A 19,523-nucleotide genomic window follows, 5' to 3' on the forward strand; every position below is an offset into this window, starting at 1 on the left:
CCGTGCCGAGGAAGGCACGGCCCAAATGGCCGGAGAAGTCGGCTCCGGCTTTAGCCTGCGGGCGGCACCGGGGCGGCGCTCGGATCAAGCAAAACGTAGACGAGTGCAGAGATTGTCGCCGTAACCACGTCGGATGCGCTGGATACCGCGCCGGCTCCCCTGCCCCCAGCGTCGGCGGGCGCCGGCGCCACAGCGGGCAACGTGCTGAACGTCGTTACCAGGACCAGCCGGGTGCCCTTCTGCAACCCCTCGATGAAGTCGAGCACGTTTCCGTAGTTCCCATCGACGGTCAGCGAGACGGGGACGGACACGAAGTTCGCGGCCGTGACGAGGGCGCTTGGCTTCGGCGCGAGAGCCGCCGCGGCTTCCGCCACTGTCGGAACTACCGGTGCTGCTGCGGCAGGGGGAGGAGTGCTCCCCGCCGCAGGGGCTTCGCCGGCCGCCGCCGCGGGAGCCGCGGGCGCAGCCGGGACGGCCGCTAGCACCGGTACGTACGGCTGCGCGTCGTTCACCTTGATATCGGTGAGCGTCACCTGGTGCTGTTGGCCGATCGCATCCAGCTGAGTGACGAACGCAGGGATGTCGGCCTCGCGTGGAACGGCCAGGCGCAGCGCAGCGAGATCACTCTTAAGGCCGCCGATGCCTTCGAACTGCTTCTTCAGCGTGGCGACCTGCGCTTCGTACGCCGAATTCTGCGTTTCGATGGCGGCTCGATCAGCGTCCGCGACACTCGCCTGGGTGAGCTTCGGAGAGATCCCAAGCGCCCAGCCCAGAACGACGGTGGCGCCGATCAGAAGGACCACGCCGAGAACCCAGAGTCTGTTCCTGTCCATGCTTACTTTCCCCCTGTGCCTGCGAACCGGTTGGAATACGCGCCGTCGTTGATATGGAGAGTGAGGTCAACCTTGTAGGCGCCGATTTCGGACCGCGTGATCGACCCGGGCGTGGCATCCGTGTAGCCTGGCAAACCCTTCATCGACTCGAGCCACTGCGGCACCGACGGAAGATCCGGGCTGGTCAGCGACAGCGTTAGGGTGGCCACCCGCACCGCCTGGAGCGGGGCGGTCGCCTGGTCAAAGGGGAGCAACGGCGATGCAGAATCGACGGTCACCGTATCGATTGAGACGTCCGCCGGCAGCACGGCCCGGACCCCGGAGAGATACGCCTTCCAGTCGACCTCGGTGGACGCCCCGAACTGGCGCGCGGCCACCGTCGTATCCACCGCGTCCTGCACCTGGTTCACTTCGGCATACTTGGCCTGGTGCGCGAGCAGCTCGGTCGTGCGCGCCTGGGCCGTGGCGAGCTCCGCGCGGCTGTTCTGTGCGTCCCAGGACGCGGCGGCCACCCCGGCGCTCACCAGCACCACCACACCGATGAGCGCAGCGATCAGACGCCGCCGGGTTGCCTTGACTCTCTTCCCGGCCTTGACCTCGGGTGGGAGCAGATCGACGCGCGGTTCTGCACCCAGGACGAGCTCGTCGGCGGCGGCTGCGCGGCTCATGCCTGGCTCCCCAGGGCGAGTCCGAGCGCAACCGAGAAGGCGCCTTGAGTGTGTTGCAACGCCCCCGCGTCGATTCCGCGGCCGAGAGTGACCGCAGCGGACGGTTCGGCCGGGAAAACCGGAAGTCGTGTCTGCTCACCCAGCGCGGCGGCAAAGCCGGCCAATTGGGCGCCTCCACCCGTCAGCACGATTCGGGTCACCGGCATGTTATGCCGGGTGTTCGCGAAGTAGTTGACGGTGTTCCGCAGGCTGTTCAGCAACTCGGTCGTGACTTCGACGATGACGGTCGCAGCGGCCTCGGACTCCGGGGCCGAGGGTTGACCGAAGCCAAGGGTCCGTTTCAGTGCTTCGGCTTCGTCACTGGTGATCCCCAGCCGCAACGCGAGGGCCTGGGTGAGGTCGCCACCACCTGCCGGGATGAGACGGAGGAACTGCGGGACTCCCGCGAGCGTGACCACGACCGTGGTGGTGGCGACACCGACGTCGATCTGCGCCACCGCGCCGTCCGTTTTCGTGCCCCGGTAGATGACTCGACTGAGCGCGAACGGGATGAGGTCGACCTCGACCGGACTCAACCCGGCCAGCTGTACCGCCTTGATATTGCCCTGCACGGCGTCCTTGACCGCGGCGATCAGCAGACCATTGATCTCCGGGCCGTTCTCCCCCTCGTGCTCGGAGATCGGGTAAAAGTCCAGCAGGGCATCCGCAACGGGGACCGCAAGCATGTCCTGAACCTGGAACGGCAGGGATTCGCGGATGCGCTTGATCGACATCTTGGGAACCGTCAGATCGCGCGCGAGCACGCGATGGTTGCCCATGCCCAACACGACGTTCTTGCTCTTGAACCCGCCCGCGGACCACAATCCCCGGAGGGCGGCCGCGACCGTGTTGGGCTCGACCACCTCACCCCGGTGGACTGCGCCTTCGGGGAGCCTGACTTCGTGATAGCGCACCAGCGTTGGACGAGCCTTGCCCGCATCGCTCACCTCGACGGCGCGCAGACCGGCGGTACCGATGTCGATTCCTACGACGTTTGCCGTCATTGCTTCTCCTTCACGGGCCGTGCGATCATGCCAAACCGAAAAGCGACAAATAACCGATGGCTATCTGATCACCATAGAAGATACCGAGCCACGCACCGGCCAACATCCACGGGCCGAACGGGATCCCGCTCTTGCGGTTCGCCCTGCGGGTGACGACAAGGACGAGCGCGAACAGGCCACCCAACAGGAACGCCGAGAACGCACCCACGACGAGCGGCGCCCAACCGAGCCAACCCAGATAGAGACCGAGCAGCCCGGCGAGCTTGACATCGCCGAAACCCATGCCGGCCGGATAGGCCAGCGACATCAGCAGGTAGAGGCCGAAGAGCGCTGAAGCCCCGATGAGCGACGTCAGCAGTCGGCCCGGATCCCGTGCCAGAAGGGCTGCTGCGGTCAACAGAACGGCGGCAACCGGATAGGCCGGCAGGAGGATGCGATTGGGGAGAGTGTGCGTGTCCAGATCGATCATCGCGAGCGCGACACTCACGGCCGCGAGATACAGGAACGCCGCCAGCGTCACTGCCTGAGTCAAGCCAGAACCGGTGGTCAGGCCAGAACCGGTGGTCAAGCCAGAACCGGTGGTCGAGCTTGTCGAGACCCCCGACAGCACCCATACGGCGACAAGAGCAAAGAACACCGCCGTACCCAACTCAATGAGTGGGTACCTAGCTGAGATCCACGTTCGGCAGTCCCGGCACCGTCCGCGCAACAGCAGCCAGGACAGCACCGGAACGTTATCCCAGGCGCGGATGCGCCGCCCACACCCGCCGCAGGCGCTCGGGGGCGACACGATCGACCGTCCCGCGGGTACACGGAAAATCACCACGTTGAGGAAGGAACCGATGAGCAGACCAAAGCCCCCGATGAGGATGGCAGGCAGGGCGATCACCCGGCCAGGTCGCGCCGGGAGACCACGGAGCCAGGTTGCGGGTGCGTGATTGTCGTCGTAGAACCGCCGGTGTCAAGGTCAACACCCGCGACGCCGACCGGCACAAATGTGAAGGTCGGGTTGTTCTTGGCACTGCTGTACTCACCGGAGTAGACCTGGCCGCGCCAGTTGAAGCCGTTGAACCCCGCGAACGCACAGGGCGTGTACAGCATCGCGATTATGGGATCCGCAATGGTGAAACCGTTCTTGACCGCAAAATTCCCCTGGTTCTGAACAGCCGGTGCCCTCAGGCAGCTGGGGGCGCCATCGGCGACGTAGTCCGGTGTCACGAACCAGATCCGATGCGCCGCTGTCGTGGCCGATGCGAAAGCGAGACTGTTGACCGCCGAGAACTCGAACTGTTGGGCGAAGATCACCACGTCACTCGTCAGTTTCACTGTGGTGTTGTTGCTCGCGGTCGGCCCGCCGGCGCAACCCAGCGCATTGATGATGACCGGCTTCCCTGCGACGGTACCGCCCAGGCTGCCGTTGGGAAGGTTGCAGGCCGCGGACGTCGTGACTGTCCTGACCTCGTAGGGCGCACCAGTCGCGTCGACCCAGGCGGTCGGGGTATAGCCCACTTCGGCCCACCCCGGTATGACCGGCAGTGCTGCGCCCTGGGTGTAGGTGCCGCCGACACGAGTCCCCGGCGGGTTCGGACTCACGCTCGCGGCCGACAGATTGTCCCGCACCGATCCTGAGCCCAGAATTGCCGCGCCCGCGACCCAGGCGCTCCCGTTGACCCTGCACGTGCCCGTGAAGGTCAGGTTTCCGTTGATGAGAACGCTGCCATTGATCACTGTGTTGTTCTTGGCGCAGTCCAGATTGCCGTTCTTGATCATCAACCCGGCACCGTTGGCCTCCGACAGGTCGAGCGTGGAATTGGACTCGACGGTACCGCCGCCGTACAGGTACATCCCGATCCCGCTGGGGTCGACCCCGGGCGTGAGGTAAGCAAAGACGGCTTCGACCTTGCTCGAGTTTCCGGAGGAGGCTCCGTTCACCCCGGCCGCCTGGGCCGTTCCCGTCGAAACGATGCGGATGCGAGTTGCGGTCGCGCTGGGGCAGCCAGCCGCCCAGCCGAGTCCGGCGTCGTACTCGACCGTTGCGGTGTAGACCGGGGCCGTGGATCCGACGTACCTTCCCGGCGTCGGCTGCGCAGCGCAATTTCCTGTGGTGAACAGACCGGTGTGCGCGGCGGCGATACCGGCATCCGCCGCAGCCTGCGACTGCACCCCGGCCCGCGTTGACGAACTGAATCCGTAGGCTCCCACGATCGACGTCATGATGAGCGAGGTGAGGATGAGGCCGACAGCCATCACGCCCAGGACGGCCGCGAGGGCGGAGCCCCGTTCGTCGGCAGGACCGCCGGGCAGACTTCGCTTCAGTAACATGCCAGACTCCCGGAGGCTCCCGCTCGGCTGGTCGCCGAACTCGTGATGATGACCGGCGGGTGGTCCCCCGCGAGCCCCTTGAAGGTCATGGTCAACCTCTGGCCGGATGAACTGAAGATCGCCGTTCCGCTGGCCGGGCTGATTCCCTCGTCGAGGAGGATCCAGGCCGAGAGTTCGCTCGCGGTTGGCGCGAGGATGGCGACATCAGACTGTTTGAAGCGGATGCTCCCGCTGCCGGACGCGGAGTAGTACCACGCGATGCAGCTCCAGGCCAGCGTGGTATCGCGCTGGGCCGTCCGCGCCACCAGGAATTGGTCGGTGCCACTGGGAACCGTGAGCTGGAAGTCGGACGCGTTGCGAATGTTCGTCTCGACCGAGTCCGCGACGATCTGGCCGGCCGTGGACGCGTTCGTCACGGTGCGTACGGTGGTCGCGGTGTTGAGGCCGCTGATGAACAGCCCTCCGACGACGCTCAGGACCAGCAGGAGGAGCGCGCTGTAGACGATCAGCTCGATGAGCGTGAAACCGCCCTCGGTGCCTTCCCTGTGCGATCTCATCAGCTCAAGGCCACAAAGATCAGGGTGCTCGCCGAGGAAACGACCACACCAGTGTCGCTGCGGGTCACCGTCACCGTCACCGGAACCGTGATCGGATACACCGGTGCGGCCGGTGGCACCGTCGGCGTTGGGCACGACCCGCCGACGACCCGTGCGACTTGCAAGGTCACCCCCCGAGGATCGGGCACAGAGTAGCTTGTGGCCGTGAGGCTGCTGCACGTCGTGCGCGAGCGTGCGAGTTCCATCTCGTCGTTGACCAGCTGAGTGGCAGCGGCCAGGGTCGCGTTAGCGGAGGACTGTTGCACGCCCTGGACCAGCAGCGGCAGGAAGGCGATGGCAAGCAGCGCGAGCAGGAACATGGAGATGACGATTTCGATCATCCCGAAACCCGAATCATCAGGACGAGGCGCGGCGTCGTGCGATTCTTTCACTGTCCCGCCCTTTCGAATCGAGTTCGGCCTATGCAGGACGGGGGCGCCGCCGTGTGGCGACGCCCCCCATCCTTGGATCTAGTTCTTAGCCTGCAGTGAACACACCTGCGGCACACGTGCCCTTGGCGACGCCTGCCGTGTTCGTGATTCCGAACGTGGGCGCCCCCGAGCTCGCGCTGGTGAGCTGGATACAGAACGTACCCGCCGCGGCTGCGGAGACCGCCGTGACCGACAGCGCGCTACTGTTCGGAGACTGCACGAATCCCTTGGTAATGAGTTGCGCGCCCGTGGGGATCGCGTTGGGGGTGTCGACCAACTGGCTGACATAGGCGACCTTGGCGTTGGCGAGGTCGGACTTGACGCCGGAATCCTTGGCCTGGTCCTGCTGACCGAGGAAGATCGGAATGGCGACTGCGGCCAGGATTCCGATGATGATGACGACAACCAGGAGCTCGATCAGGGTAAAGCCCTTTTCGCTCTCGTTGAGGGCGGCGCGCTTGCGGGCAAGCGCCCCCGTGATGCTTTTGATCATGTGCAGGTCCTGTTCATTTAGGGGTGCGAGTGGAGGAGAACGTCGGGCTGTTCTCTGAAGATACGGGGCACGCAATTCGAAGAATAACCCCCGTGCTGGGGGTTTCCGGGGAGAACACGCCCCCAGTGCAGGGGTGGATTACCTGATGTATTGGAAGATGCTGAACATGGGCATGTAGAGGGCCACGATCATGCCGCCGACGACGACCCCGATGAAGGCGATCATGAGCGGCTCGATCAGCGCCGTGAGCTGCTCGGATGTCGCCTGCACTTCCTGGTCGTAGAAGTCGGCGATCTTGCCGAGCATCTGCTCCAAGGCGCCTGCGTCCTCGCCCACCGCGATCATCTGGGTCACCATCGCCGGGAAAACCGGTTCCTGGGAGAGCGGGCTGGCGATGGATTTGCCCTGTCGGACCGACTCCTGCACCTTGCGCAGCGCCGACTCCACGACCCAGTTGCCGGAGGTTTCACCGACGATGGCGAGTGATTGCAGGATGGGGACACCCGCGCCGATCATGGTCGAGAAGTTACGGCTGAAACGCGCGATGGCCAGCTTCGTCATCAGGTTCCCGAAGACGGGGAGTTTCAGTTTGAAGGGATCGACGACCTTGCGCACGCGCTCGGTGTTCTTGTTCTTCTTCCACCAGACGGAGAACGCGATTCCGAGCACCACCAGCAAAGGTGCGAGCCAGACCATGATCTTGGACAGCACGACCAGTATCTGGGTGGGGAGCGGCAGCGCGCCGCCCAGTCCCTTGAACATGTTCTCGAAGATGGGAACGATGAAGACGAGCATCCCGATCACAGCAACGACAGTCATGATGAGCACGATCACGGGGTAGGCGAGCGCCGACTTGATGGTGTCGCGCAGCTTGACTTCCGCCTCGAAGTTTCCCGCTACAGAATTGAGAGAATTCTCGAGAAAACCGCCGGTCTCGCCGGCCCGGACAAGGTTGATCATGATCGGCGGGAAGACGACGGCGTGCTTGTCCATGGCGTCAGACAGGGAGACACCCGTTTCCACGTCGGTGCGGATGGTCGCGAGAATCTTGGCAAGCTGCTTGTTCTCGGTCTGCTCCGAGAGGATGTTGAGGGTGCGCAGCAAGGAAAGCCCCGCCGACGTCATCGTGGCCATCTGCCGGCTCATGACCGCCAGGTCTTTGAGGCCGATGCTCTTGCTGAAACCCGGGATTCGGATTTCCGCACTGAGCCCGGTGCCGTCCGCTGCCTCGGCGACGGAAATCGGCGAGAGACCCATGACGTGCAGACGCGCCATGGCGGCGCTCTCCGAGGCGGCATCCAACCGCCCTCTAACAGCCTTGCCGGCCCCATTACGAGCCTTGTAGGCGTAGGCCTGGGTCGTGGCCATTTACTGGCCCCTCGCTGAGTAAGAGTCGCCGAAGTCGATGCCGCCGGCCGACATACCCCGGCCGGCGGCCTCGGTCGGATCCACCCGGCGGATGAGCTGCGCGAGACCCTCGAGGTCCTGCGCCTTCTCCTCCGCCGACTCGCGGGTGATGAGGCCTGCATCGACGAGCTCGGCGAGGTGCTGGTCCATGGTGTGCATGCCCAGGGCCTTGCCGGCCTGCATCGCGGAGGAGACCTGGTAGGTCTTGCCCTCGCGGATCAGGTTCGCCACGGCAGAAGTGGTGACCATGACCTCGGTGGCGACGACCCGCCCACCGCCGACCTTCTTGACCAGGGTCTGACAGACCACGCCCTGCAGGGTGGCGGCGAGCTGGGCTCGCACCTGCCCCTGCTGGTGTGGGGGGAACACGTCGATGACGCGGTCGATGGTCTGGGCGGCAGACTGCGTGTGCAGGGTGGCGAAGACGAGGTGGCCGGTCTCGGCGGCGGTCAGGGCGACCGAGATCGTCTCCAGGTCGCGCAGCTCGCCGATCAGGATCACGTCGGGGTCCTGGCGCAGCACGTGCTTGAGCGCAGCGGCGAAGCTGTGGGTGTCGTGACCGACCTCGCGCTGGTTCACCAGCGACTTCTGGTGCCTGTGCAGGAACTCGATCGGGTCTTCGACCGTCACGATGTGGTCGGCTCTCGTGCGGTTGACGAGGTCGATCAGCGCGGCCAGGGTGGTGGACTTGCCCGATCCGGTCGGGCCGGTGACCAGCACGAGCCCACGGGGCAGCTTGGCGAACTGGCTCACCGTCTCGGGGATGCCGAGGTCCTTGAGCGGCTTGATCTCGCGCGGAATCAGGCGGAAGGCCCCGCCGATCGAGTTGCGTTGGTAGTAGTAGTTGACGCGAAAACGGGCCCCGCCGGCGGTGTAGGCGAAGTCCAGTTCGAGTTCCCGCTCGAATTGTTCGCGCTGAGCCGGTGAGAGGATGCTGTAGAGCGCCGAGGTGACCTTGTCGCCCATCCAGCGGGACTCACCCTCGATCGGCCGGAGGCCACCGTCGACGCGGATGCTCGGCGGCGCGCCGACCGTGATGTGCAGGTCGGAGGCGCCCAGGTCGAGCACCTCGGCCAGGGCGTTCAGCAGGTCGAGGTCGGACACCTCGTTGTCGGTGCTCCTGGTGCGGGAGCGGCGCCCTGCTGTCTCGACCGGCCCGGTGTCCGAGGCCACCGGGAGATCGGCGCTCTCCAGCGGGTTGGCGTGCGGGACATCCGTGATGTGCGTTTCAACAACCGGGATCTCGGCAAGAACTTCAGCCGAGTCGTCGAGGCCGTCTGGTTCGGCATCGCCGAGGCTCCAGCTGCCTCCGGCCGTTCCCGGCGGCGTCACCGGAATTTCGTAGATGGGCTGGCTCATGCAGATATCCCCTTCAGCACTATGCGACCACTCGCAAGATTTCTTCGATCGATGTCAAACCAAGTTGCGCTTTCGCCCAGCCGTCTTCGCGGAGGGTGATCATGCCCTGGTCGCGCGCGACCCGGCCGATTTCGGCGCTGGACGCGCGGGCGACGGCGAGGCGCTCGATGTCCTCGGTCACCGTCATCACCTCGTGCACCGCGATTCGGCCGCGGTAGCCGGTCTTCGAACAGTGCGAGCAGCCGACCGGCTCGTAAATCGTGGGCAGCGGCCGCTCCGGGTCGAACGCGAACCGCAACCGGGTCAGGTACTCCGCGGTGAGGACGGACGGCTTCTTGCACTTGTCGCAGAGGCGTCGCGCCAGCCGCTGTGCGACCACGCAGTCCAGGGCCGATCCCACCAGGAACGGCTCGATGCCCATCTCCGTCAGCCGGGTGATCGCGCTCGGCGCGTCGTTGGTGTGCAGGGTTGAGAGTACGAGGTGCCCGGTCAGCGACGCCTCGATGGCGATCTGCGCGGTCTCGTGGTCGCGGATCTCACCCAGCAGCACGACATCCGGGTCGCTGCGCAGGATGCTGCGGAGCGCGCTGGCGAAGGTGAGGCCGGCCTTCGGGTTCACCTGAACCTGGTTGATGCCCGCCATGCGGTACTCGACCGGGTCTTCGACCGTGATCACGTTGATCTCGGGGCGGGCGACGGCGCCCAGGGTCGTGTACAGGGTGGTCGACTTGCCCGAACCGGTCGGCCCGGTGATCAGGATCATGCCGTAGGGCTTGGAATACGAGGTCTTGTACGCCTCGAAGTTGTACTCGAGCAGGGCGAGGGCGCGCACGTCGAGGGTCGTGTTCGAGTTGTCGAGAATTCGCATGACGACCTTCTCGCCCCACACCGTGGGCAGGGTCGCGACGCGCAGGTCGATCTGGCGGCCCGCGTGGCGCACCGTCATGCGGCCGTCCTGAGGTTTGCGCCGCTCGGCGATGTCGATGTCACTCATGATCTTGAGCCGCGAGATCACGCCGTTCTGGATGCTCTTGGGCGCGGTCTGCATCTCGTGCAGCACGCCGTCGATGCGGTAGCGCACCCGCAGGCTGTGCTCACCGGGTTCGATGTGAATGTCGGAGGCAAGGTCCTGGATGGCCTGGCTGACCAGAAGGTTCACGAACCGCACGATCGGGGCGTCGTCGTCGATGGAGTCCGAGACACCGAAGGACGAGCTTTCGGCCGCGGCGTTCTCCTCCTCCAGGGTTGAGGTGAGGTCGCTGAGCTCGTCGTCGGCACGGTGGTAGCGGGTGATGGCGGCCAGCAGGTCGCCGCGTTCGGCGACCACCTGGGTCACGCGCATCCGTGACGCCTCGCGCACGTCGTCGACGGCGAAGACGTTGCCGGGGTCGACCATGGCGAGCACGAGGCGGCCGCCGTCAACCGAGATCGGAATGACCTCGTGCCGTTTGCAGACCGCGACCGGCACCAGCGACACCGCCAGGCGATCGACGGGGTAGTCCGCCAGCTCGACGAAGGGAAGGTTCGCCTGCTGGGCGCGGGCCTTGGCGAACTGCACCTCGGTGATGACGCCCTTGGTGACGAGGGCGCGCACGGCGGTCTCGTCGGCCGGATCGCCGGCCATCAGATGGTCAAGCTCCTCGATCGGAAGCAGGCCGTGCAGGATCAGGATCTCGGTGAGGCTGGCCACTCGAACCTCTCCCGGTCTGTGAATCGCTGCGCGAACCTCGAGTGCACGCAGCAGGGTGAATCCGCACTCGAGATGTAATAGGTAACAGAAAACGGTATCCCGCGGGGATGCCGCCGGCCAGTCCCGCGATCAGGGGGTACGGGGCGAAATCGCCCCGCACACGGTGTTTCTCGGTGCTGAGCCGTACCTGAAGAGTAGCGCCTCGGCACCCTGACCCCGCGCAGCAGCGCCGGGGAAGAGAGACCCGCGTCGCCATGGCTCCTCCGCGTCCGGGACGCCGGGGCGCACCACCTTTTGACTAGTCGCCGAAGTACACGGCGGGTGACGCCGCCGGCCCCGGCTTCGAGAACAGGTAGCCCTGACCGTACCGGCAGCCCATTCCCTTCAGCAGGTCTCGCTGCCCGGTCGTCTCGATGCCTTCGGCGACGACATCCAGATTCAGGGAATCGGCCAGGCGCAGGATTCCCTCCACGATCGCCCGGTCGTGCTCCGAACGCTCGAGGTCGCGGATGAACGTGAGGTCGATTTTCAACAGGTCGACGGTGAAGGCCCGCAGGTGGGTGAACGAGGAATAGCCCGTGCCGAAGTCGTCGATGGCCAGTCGCACCCCGATGGCGCGCAGTTCCTGGAAGGTGCGGGCGGCGGAGTCGATCGCCTCGAGCACGGCGCTCTCGGTCAACTCCAGCCAGAGCTGGGCCGGAGGCAGCCCGGATTCGCTGAGCGCCCGCTTCACGACCGCGCCGAAGTCGTCCTGCACGAACTGCCGCGGTGACACGTTGACGCTGACCGCCAGCCCCTTCTCCAGCGATGCGGCCGCCCGGCAGGCCTGACCGAGCACGGTGGTGCCGATCCCCTTGATCAGGCCGACCTCCTCCGCGATGGCGATGAAGTCGCCCGGGAAGACCAGCCCCCGGTCCGGGCGCCGCCAGCGGGCGAGCGCCTCGGTGGCAACCACGGTGTCGTGCTGCAGGTCGACGATCGGCTGGTACCAGGTTTCGATCTCGCCCCGTTCCACCGCGTCGCGCAGGGCCAGCTCGGTGTCCAGCCGGCGTTCGATCCGGCTGCGCAGGTCGTCGTCGAAGACCTCGTAGCGGGCCCGGCCCCTACCCTTCGCGAGGTACATGGCCTGGTCCGCGTTGCGCAGGAGCGACTCGGCGTCGTCGTGGCCGAGACCGAACGCGATGCCGATGCTGGCGTCGACGGATGCGACCTGGTCGCCGATGAGGATCGGCTCGGCAATGGCCTTCTGCAGCGCGTCGGCGATCTTGTGCACGTCCCGGTTGCTGCCGACATCCGGGCAGATCACGACGAATTCATCGCCGCCGATGCGGGAGACCGTGTCGGTGGACCGGGCGTTCAGGCGCAGCCGGAGGCCCACCTCGGTCAGCACGGCGTCGCCGGCGTGGTGGCCGAGGCTGTCATTGACGAACTTGAACCGGTCGAGGTCGATGAACAACACGGCGACGCCCAGGCCGCGCTGCGTCGCCTGGAGAAGTGCCTGGTTGAGCCGGTCGAGCAGCAGCAGGCGGTTGGGCAGGTTCGTCAGGGGATCGTGGAAGGCGAGATGCTCCACCCGTGCCTCGGCCAGTCGGCGGGCGGTAATGTCCTCCAATTGGTACAGCAGACCCCCGGCCTGTTCTCCCTCCTGGATCTCGGCGATGCTGACCTTGACCCAGGTTTCCTCATCATCGCCACGCCGCATCCGACGATCCAGGCGCTGGCGGGTGGAGTGGCCATCGATGAGGGCCACCCGATCGTATTCTCCGCCGGTATCGGCGGGCATGAAGATCTCGTCGATGTGCTCGTTGACCACCGCGGAGGATCGCCCGGTCAGGTCGAAGAGCCGTTTGTTTGCCTCCAGCACCTCACCGTCGAGCGAGACGATCGCCGTGCCAAGCGGAGAGGATGCGAAGGCCGCCTCGAAGCGCGCCCGCGCCGCAGCGGCCGCCTCCTCGGCGTTGCGGAGTTCGGTGATGTCCGTCACGGTGGCCAGGTGTCCGGTGACGGTGTCGGATTCCGAGTCGCGGATCGGGGCCGTGCTGACCTGGACCCAGCTGATCCGGCCCTGCGGAGTGCGGAAGCGCAGGGTGGTCTCGTAGCCGATTCCGGAGGCGACGGCCGCGCCCCACCCTGCCCCCACGCGTTCGGCGTCTTCCGGGTGCATCGCCCTCGCCCAGCCGTCGCCCAGCGACTCGGGGAGGGTGAGTGCACTCAGGGCCAGCCACTGGTCGTTGGCGGTGAGGAGCCCGCCGCCGCCGTCCAGCTCCACGATGCCGACCGGCGCGATCTTGATGATGGTGTGGAGCTTGTCGGCGACCTCCGCGAGCTCACGGGTTCGACAATCCACCGTCGCCTCGAGGGTGCGATTCACCTCGGCCAGCCTGTGCATGGCCTGGTCGCGCTGCCGGTCGAGTTCGCGCAGCCTCAGCGCCGCGATCCAGGTCAGCGCGGAGCCGAGAACGGTCATGCTCATGATCAGGATGGCGACGCCGAAGACGGTGTCGAACCAGCCCTGCCGCTGGCCCAATAGGCGCAGCCCGCCCAGGATGAACGGGCCGAAGATGAGGAACGGCACGACCCGGCGCATCAGCTCGCCGGCGCTGCCGCCATCCCGGAGCAGACCGACCAGGCCGACTTCAGGGCGCTGGAGCAAAAGCGACACGGCCAGGATCGTCAGGCTCAGCGCCGTGTGGAGCGCCACGCTCGTGAACCCGCTCACGGTGTACAGGGCTGAAACGCCGTAGGCATAGCCCAGCAGGGCGATCAGGCTGAGCAGGAGCGAGGCGAGGGCGAGGACCTGCATCACCGTTGTGCGTTCGAGTCGGCTGGCGATGACGGCCAGTCCGAGCAGGATCAGCGCCACCGCCGCGGCCGGGGCCATCCGCGGGTCCTGGCCGCCGAGGTTGATCCCCGGAACCCAGACGTCGATGCCCAGCGTCGACCCGATCGCGTACCCGACGAGCGTCGCCCCGCCGAGTGCGACGACTACGGCCCCCAGAAGGACGGTTGCCCGCCGTTCCGAGAGCACCAACGACAGCGACAGCATGATCAGGGCGATGGCAGTCGTCGGCTTCATCGCCACGAGGCCGGGCAGCACGGTCGTCAACGCGAGGGCCTGGGTGTACCAGCCAATCAGAACGATGAGCCCCATGGCCCCGACGAAAACTGCCCCCGCTCGACTTGCGAACCGCATTACGTGTTCCTCTGCTCCCGAATGGCAGATATGCCGACCGTGACTTGAACACTACGGTGTTCCCGGCTACCTTGCTCCCCACCGCGCGGGGCGAAACGGGTATACCGTGGCCCGCATCCGGCTTTGCCGGCCCGGGATGGAGGAAAGACGATGGGACGCAACATGGGCTCCGGGGTGCTTACGGGAATCGGTTCCACGCCACTGATCCAGCTGAACAACATCGTTCCACCCGGGTCGGCCCGGGTGCTCGCCAAGCTCGAGTGGGCGAATCCGACCGGGAGCATGAAGGATCGGATGGCCGTGGCGGCGATCGCAGGAGCCGAGGCCCGCGGTGATGTGGCGCCCGGCGACACGATTGTCGAGTACACCTCCGGGACGACGGGGATCTCCCTCGCCCTGGTCTGCGCCGCCAGGGGATATCGGCTCCATGCCGTTTTCTCCGACGCGTTCAGTAACGAGAAACGCCGCACCATGGAGGCATTCGGGGCAACGGTCGAGGATGTGCCCAGCGACGGGGGGCGAATCACGGAGCAACTGATCAAAGCGATGATCAAACGGGCCGGTGAAGTGAGCGAGCAGCCCGGCCACTGGGCCTGCGATCAGCTCAACAACCTCGACGCGGTCACCGGTTACCTGCCGCTGGGAGAGGAAGCCTGGGAGCAGTCGTCCGGGCAGGTGGATGCCTTTGTTCAGAGCGTCGGAACGGCCCACTCGATCCATGGCACGGCGCGTGCACTGCGCGCCCATCAGCCGGCGCTCCGGGTCTTCGCCGTCGAGCCCGCCGAGTCTGCCGTGCTCTCGGGAGGCCCAACAGGCTCGCACCGGATCGAAGGAATCGGGATCGGCTTCATTCCGCCGCTGTGGGAGCCAGACGAGGTCGACGGGATCGAGCAGGTTTCGAGCGAGGAGGCGATGGTGATGAGTCGGCGGCTGGCCCGGGTGGAAGGCGTCTTCGCGGGCACCTCGTCCGGGGCGAACGTTGTCGCCGCGCTCCGCGTGGCTGAGCGACTCGGGCCGGATGCGACCGTCGTCACCGTGATCATCGATTCCGGCCTCCGCTACCTCAGTACTGACCTGTACCGGCGCTAATTTCCCCCACGACAGGGCACGCCGAGCGGCGTATGATGAAGTCGATATGCGATAGCCAGCGTCCATCGGACCGGGAAACTGGACTCGGCGGACGAAGAGTTTCCGCCACGATTCGCGCCCGTTGCCCCTCGCGGCCGGCACTCCCACTGGGAAGCAAGCGCCATCGGATCCCGGTTCCGCGTATTGCGATCGGGTTTTCTTGTCGACGCTCCTCCCCCTAGGTTCATTTTCACAAATGAGGAGGATTTCTCACATGCTGAAGGAACTGCACACCGTCTTGCCCGCCGCCGACCTCAAGCGCGCGCAAGCTTTCTATCACGATGCCCTCGACCTCGACCCCGCCGAGGTTCACCAGGGCACCCTCACCTACCGCCTGGATTCCGGGGCGGCCTTTGAGATCTACGAGACGAGCAACGCCGGAACCGCCCGGAACACCCAGATGGGATGGATCACCGACGATCTCGATGCCGAAATGACGAAATTGCGTGCCCGCGGGGTGATGTTCGAGGACTATGACATCCCGGGCATGAAAACCGTCAATGGAGTGGCCGCCGCGGACGATATGAAATCCGCATGGTTCCGAGACACCGAGGGAAACTTCATCTGCGTCTCCGAGATGCTCTGATCCCAGTTGCTCTCACGGCCGAGGTTTCCGGATGGCGGCACAGCGCCACCCGGAAACCGGAATCAGGAGAGCTCCGCCCCCGCCGTGCCGACCGCGTCGATGCCTGTCCTCGATCGTGTTTCGGGGCCCATGAATGCGCCGGTTGCGACCAGGAATCCGGCCAGTGCCAGCAGGGCTGCCACCGCCAGGTGCTCGCCGAGAACGCGCTGCAGCGGAGGCAGATAGAACGGATACAGGGCGGGCAGCACGATCGACAGGCTGTAAGCGACCCCATACCCGCTGGAGCGCACCGCTGTCGGGAAGCGCTCCGTCAGGTAGGCCGCAACGGGCCCGTAAACGGAAACGGTCACAACCTGCAACGCCGCCACAAGGAGAACGAGCGCTGGCCCCCCTGCCTCACGAAACACCGCCAGATACACGGTCGGCGCGAGAACAGCGGAAACGATTCCGAATCCGACGAAGAAGGAACGTCGACCGGTCAGGGTCGAAAGGTGACCGCTGCCAGCCATGGCCAGGGCCGAAACCACGGTGGCACAGAGCATCGCGAAGGAGACGTCCTGGTCGCTGAGTTGCCCGCCGGCTTTGAGCTGGCCGGCGAGAACCGCGATCGCCATGTTGGTAAACAGCCACATGCCGCTCATCAACACGAATACCTGCCACAGTTGCCGACGATACGGCCCGAACAGAACGTCCCTCAGCGGGGTCGACGCCTTGGCTGCGCGCGTCCAGATCGGGGAATCGGAGACGTTCCTGCGATAGTACTCGACCATGCCCAGCGCCATCAGTGCGCCCACGACGAAGGGAATCCGCCAGCCCCAGTCGCTGTACCGGTCCGGCCCCAGGATGCCGAGCAGGGCGAAGACCAGCGCGGCGATCGAGGCGTTCGCCCACGGCGACATCCACATGATCAAACCGCTGACCAGGCCGCGTCTCCGCGGCAGCGTCCATTCCATGGCCAGGGGCACGGCTGCCGTGTACCCGCCGCCGATGAAGATACCGCCGAGGAAGCGCAGCGCGAGGATGGTCAGCAGTGTGCCCGAGCCGAACAGATTCTGGCCCGGCACCGCGGCGATCAGCGCAGTCGTGAGACCAACCCCGCCGATCGTGATCCTCGTCGTCGTGGTCCGGCCGATCCGGTCGGCGATCGGGCCGAAGATGGCCGCGCCGAGCGGACGCCCGATCAGTGTGGCGACAAAGATCAGACCGGCGTTCGTTGCCATGTCCTCGGTGCCGTACAGGCTCGCCGCAGCCGGGGCCAGAGCGATGATGGGCAGGAAGATGTCGAACTGGTCGACGAAGTTGCCGAGTACCCCGCCCCTCACCGCGCTTCTGGCGCCCGCCGGCATCGTCCGGCCAGTAGGCGAGTCACTCACCGCTCTTGGCCCGATGTGAACCCGCATGAGGTTCAGACCGCCCGGATCGGAAGGTAGACCGAGTTGCCCAACCGGGAGAATTCGACCGATTTGTCGGCCATGCCGGCCGCGATGGCCTCCGCGCTCGTGAGGCCGTTTTCTTCTGCGTAGGCCCGCACATCCGCTGAAATGCGCATCGAACAGAATTTCGGCCCGCACATGGAGCAGAAGTGCGCCGTCTTCGCCGGCTCGGCGGGGAGGGTCTCGTCGTGGAAGCTGCGGGCGGTGTCCGGGTCGAGTGACAACGCGAACTGGTCGTTCCAGCGGAATTCGAACCGGGCCAGGCTGAGCGCGTCGTCTCGCTCCTGGGCCCGCGGATGCTGCTTGGCCAGGTCCGCGGAGTGGGCGGCGATCTTGTAGGTGATCACTCCGGTCTTCACGTCGTCGCGGTTCGGCAGCCCCAGGTGTTCCTTCGGCGTCACATAGCAGAGCATGGCCGTGCCGGCCTGGGCGATGATGGCCGCGCCGATCGCGGAGGTGATGTGGTCGTAGGCCGGGGCGATGTCGGTGGCCAACGGGCCGAGCGTGTAGAACGGAGCCTCCTCGCAGAGTTCTTCCTCCAGCCGCACGTTCTCGACGATCTTGTGCATCGGCACATGACCGGGGCCTTCGATCATGACCTGCACTCCGTACGACTTCGCGATCTTCGTCAGCTCGCCGAGGGTGCGCAGTTCGGCGAACTGGGCCTCGTCGTTGGCGTCGGCGATGGATCCGGGCCGCAGCCCGTCACCGAGCGAAAAGGTCACGTCATACCGGCGCAGAATCTCGCACAGCTCGACGAAGTGCGTGTAGAGGAAGCTCTCCTGGTGGTGGGCGAGGCACCAGGCCGCCATGATCGAGCCGCCGCGCGACACGATCCCGGTGACGCGTTTGGCCGTGAGCGGCACATACCGGAGAAGCACGCCGGCGTGAACGGTCATGTAGTCGACGCCCTGCTCGCACTGTTCGATCACCGTGTCCCGGTAGAGCTCCCAGGTGAGCGCCGTCGGGTCTCCGTTGACCTTCTCCAGGGCCTGGTAGATGGGCACGGTGCCGACGGGAATGGGCGAGTTGCGCAGGACCCACTCCCGGGTGAGATGGATGTCCTTGCCCGTGGACAGGTCCATCAGGGTGTCCGCTCCCCACCGGGCGGCCCACACCATCTTCTCCACCTCCTCGGCGACAGACGAGGTGACCGCGGAGTTGCCGATGTTGGCGTTGATCTTCACCGCGAAGGCCTTCCCGATGATCATCGGCTCACTCTCCGGGTGCCGGTGGTTCGCCGGGATGACCGCGCGGCCGCGGGCGACCTCATCTCGCACGAGTTCCACCGGCAGGCCCTCCCTGGCTGCCACGTACGCCATCTCCGGGGTGACGAGTCCGGCTCGCGCCCACACCAGCTGGGTGGCCGCCCCGTCGATCGGCGCGGGCCGGGCCCACTCGTCCCTGGTCTTCGTCAGGCCCGCGTCAAGGTCGACCTCCAGGCTCTCGTCGGTGTAGGGACCCGACGTGTCGTAGAGGTCGAAGTGGTCCCCGTTGCTGAGGTTCACCCGCCGCACCGGGGTGGCCAGTCCCGGGAATCCGGGAACCGGTTCGTACCTCTTCGTGCTGCCCCAGATGGCCCCGGTGGTGACGGTGGTGACGGTGGACACGGTTGTAGCGTCGTTCGTGCTCATTCGGCAGATCTCCCTACGCCGGCATTACCCGGACAGGTTCAACGGTCGACGGCCCTGGCCGTCCTCTCAGCTCGCTGGTGCGAGCTCCCGTGGTGGTGTGTGGACTCCTTCAGCCTATCCGTGGAACGAGCGCCGGCAAACAGGCGGGCTACGCGCCGGCCCAGACGCTGGCGATGATGTCGTGGGTGTATCCGTCGGGGCCGGAGTTGACGTAGTGGGTGGCCAGCCAGATCCCGTCGCGGAGGAAGTGCGACTCGCCAGAGGTGCCGCCATCCCCGGTTGTCTCGGCGACGCAGCGCAGCCCGCCGAGCTCCTCATAACACGTCATCCCGGCGGCGGCGAGGCGCGCCTTCACGGTCGCGCTCTGCTCCGCGGTGACCCAGACCAGGTTCGTGGTGAGTCCGCTGTCGGAGCCGCCCTTCGCGTTTCCCCAGATGCAGGTGAGTTTGTCGGCCGCGTCGATGACCGTGGTGAGTTCGGCATCCGCGGTGCCGTGGCGCACCTTGGAGTCTGCCGCTTCGGCCCACGCCGGGTTGAGCACCGCGGTTCCGAATGCCGTGACCATCGCCGGGCTGTAGAGCTCCGTACAGGTCGACGGATGCGGCCCGGCCGGGGTGGCGGCCGGGGCAGGCGCCGCTGCCAGCGCGACGGGCGCCGGTGTCTTGCTCGGCTGCGGACGCCCGGCCGCGGCCGCGTCACCGGGCACG

General features: G+C 66.2%; 17 protein-coding genes and 1 riboswitch. Of the genes, 2 read left to right on the plus strand and 15 right to left on the minus strand.

The genetic code is table 11. The features are described from left to right. Positions 1-50 precede the first annotated feature (50 nt). The 12 genes from E3T48_RS16640 to E3T48_RS04615 all read right to left on the minus strand — a co-directional run bounded on the left by E3T48_RS16640 (position 51) and on the right by E3T48_RS04615 (position 14,035). Positions 51-833, minus strand: a complete 783-nt coding sequence (locus tag E3T48_RS16640) for a hypothetical protein (RefSeq protein WP_166789626.1) — start codon at positions 831-833, stop codon at positions 51-53. Between the two features lie 2 nt (positions 834-835). Continuing rightward, a complete protein-coding gene (locus E3T48_RS04565) occupies positions 836-1,501 on the minus strand; it encodes a hypothetical protein (RefSeq protein WP_134522648.1) in 666 nt (221 codons plus the stop codon). Continuing rightward, complete coding sequence (gene pilM / locus E3T48_RS04570) at positions 1,498-2,544, minus strand: type IV pilus assembly protein PilM (RefSeq protein WP_134522649.1); 1,047 nt, start codon at positions 2,542-2,544, stop codon at positions 1,498-1,500. The genes E3T48_RS04565 and pilM overlap by 4 nt, the downstream gene beginning before the upstream one ends. A gap of 25 nt (positions 2,545-2,569) precedes the next feature. Beyond that, entirely contained in the window at positions 2,570-3,433 is an 864-nt protein-coding gene (locus tag E3T48_RS04575; protein WP_338145219.1) for a prepilin peptidase, read from the minus strand. Then, complete coding sequence (locus E3T48_RS04580) at positions 3,430-4,707, minus strand: hypothetical protein (protein WP_134522650.1); 1,278 nt, start codon at positions 4,705-4,707, stop codon at positions 3,430-3,432. The genes E3T48_RS04575 and E3T48_RS04580 overlap by 4 nt, the downstream gene beginning before the upstream one ends. A gap of 149 nt (positions 4,708-4,856) precedes the next feature. Continuing rightward, positions 4,857-5,423 (minus strand): hypothetical protein, encoded by a 567-nt coding sequence (locus E3T48_RS04585; protein ID WP_134522651.1) that lies wholly within the window; start codon positions 5,421-5,423, stop codon positions 4,857-4,859. Next, positions 5,423-5,803 carry a hypothetical protein gene (locus tag E3T48_RS04590; RefSeq protein WP_134522652.1) on the minus strand — a complete coding sequence of 127 codons (381 nt, stop codon included), beginning with the start codon at positions 5,801-5,803 and terminating at the stop codon, positions 5,423-5,425. Before E3T48_RS04590 ends, E3T48_RS04585 begins: the two co-directional genes overlap by 1 nt. A gap of 136 nt (positions 5,804-5,939) precedes the next feature. Next, entirely contained in the window at positions 5,940-6,386 is a 447-nt protein-coding gene (locus E3T48_RS04595) for a type IV pilin protein (RefSeq protein WP_134522653.1), read from the minus strand. Positions 6,387-6,524: 138 nt separating this feature from the next. After that, positions 6,525-7,754 (minus strand): type II secretion system F family protein, encoded by a 1,230-nt coding sequence (locus E3T48_RS04600; protein WP_134522654.1) that lies wholly within the window; start codon positions 7,752-7,754, stop codon positions 6,525-6,527. Next, positions 7,755-9,152, minus strand: coding sequence for a type IV pilus twitching motility protein PilT (locus E3T48_RS04605; protein ID WP_134522655.1), 1,398 nt, complete (start codon positions 9,150-9,152; stop codon positions 7,755-7,757). Positions 9,153-9,171: 19 nt separating this feature from the next. Further along, complete coding sequence (locus E3T48_RS04610; RefSeq protein WP_134522656.1) at positions 9,172-10,842, minus strand: GspE/PulE family protein; 1,671 nt, start codon at positions 10,840-10,842, stop codon at positions 9,172-9,174. A gap of 298 nt (positions 10,843-11,140) precedes the next feature. Further along, positions 11,141-14,035, minus strand: a complete 2,895-nt coding sequence (locus E3T48_RS04615) for a putative bifunctional diguanylate cyclase/phosphodiesterase (RefSeq protein WP_134522657.1) — start codon at positions 14,033-14,035, stop codon at positions 11,141-11,143. Between the two features lie 150 nt (positions 14,036-14,185). Between E3T48_RS04615 and E3T48_RS04620 the strand changes: the two genes are divergently transcribed. Together E3T48_RS04620 and E3T48_RS04625 are read left to right on the plus strand one after the other, a co-directional pair. Then, positions 14,186-15,124, plus strand: coding sequence for a PLP-dependent cysteine synthase family protein (locus E3T48_RS04620; protein WP_134522658.1), 939 nt, complete (start codon positions 14,186-14,188; stop codon positions 15,122-15,124). Positions 15,125-15,377: 253 nt separating this feature from the next. Continuing rightward, on the plus strand, positions 15,378-15,749 hold the full coding sequence (locus E3T48_RS04625; protein ID WP_134522659.1) for a VOC family protein: 372 nt from the start codon (positions 15,378-15,380) through the stop codon (positions 15,747-15,749). 62 nt (positions 15,750-15,811) lie between these two features. On the opposite strand, the gene E3T48_RS04630 is transcribed toward E3T48_RS04625, so the two are convergent. The 3 genes from E3T48_RS04630 to E3T48_RS16645 all read right to left on the minus strand — a co-directional run. After that, entirely contained in the window at positions 15,812-17,071 is a 1,260-nt protein-coding gene (locus E3T48_RS04630) for an MFS transporter (protein ID WP_241986652.1), read from the minus strand. Positions 17,072-17,154: 83 nt separating this feature from the next. Beyond that, the gene (gene thiC / locus E3T48_RS04635) at positions 17,155-18,816 is read right to left on the minus strand and encodes a phosphomethylpyrimidine synthase ThiC (protein ID WP_134522660.1); all 1,662 of its coding nucleotides are present in this window, start codon (positions 18,814-18,816) and stop codon (positions 17,155-17,157) included. Continuing rightward, positions 18,810-18,917, minus strand: a riboswitch (TPP riboswitch). Its footprint overlaps the gene before it by 7 nt. A 47-nt stretch (positions 18,918-18,964) precedes the next feature. Further along, on the minus strand, positions 18,965-19,523 hold a 559-nt coding region (locus tag E3T48_RS16645), incomplete at its 5' end, for a hypothetical protein (protein ID WP_166789627.1).

Source organism: Cryobacterium fucosi (assembly GCF_004403515.1).
In the GTDB taxonomy this organism is placed as follows: Bacteria; Actinomycetota; Actinomycetes; order Actinomycetales; family Microbacteriaceae; genus Cryobacterium; species Cryobacterium fucosi.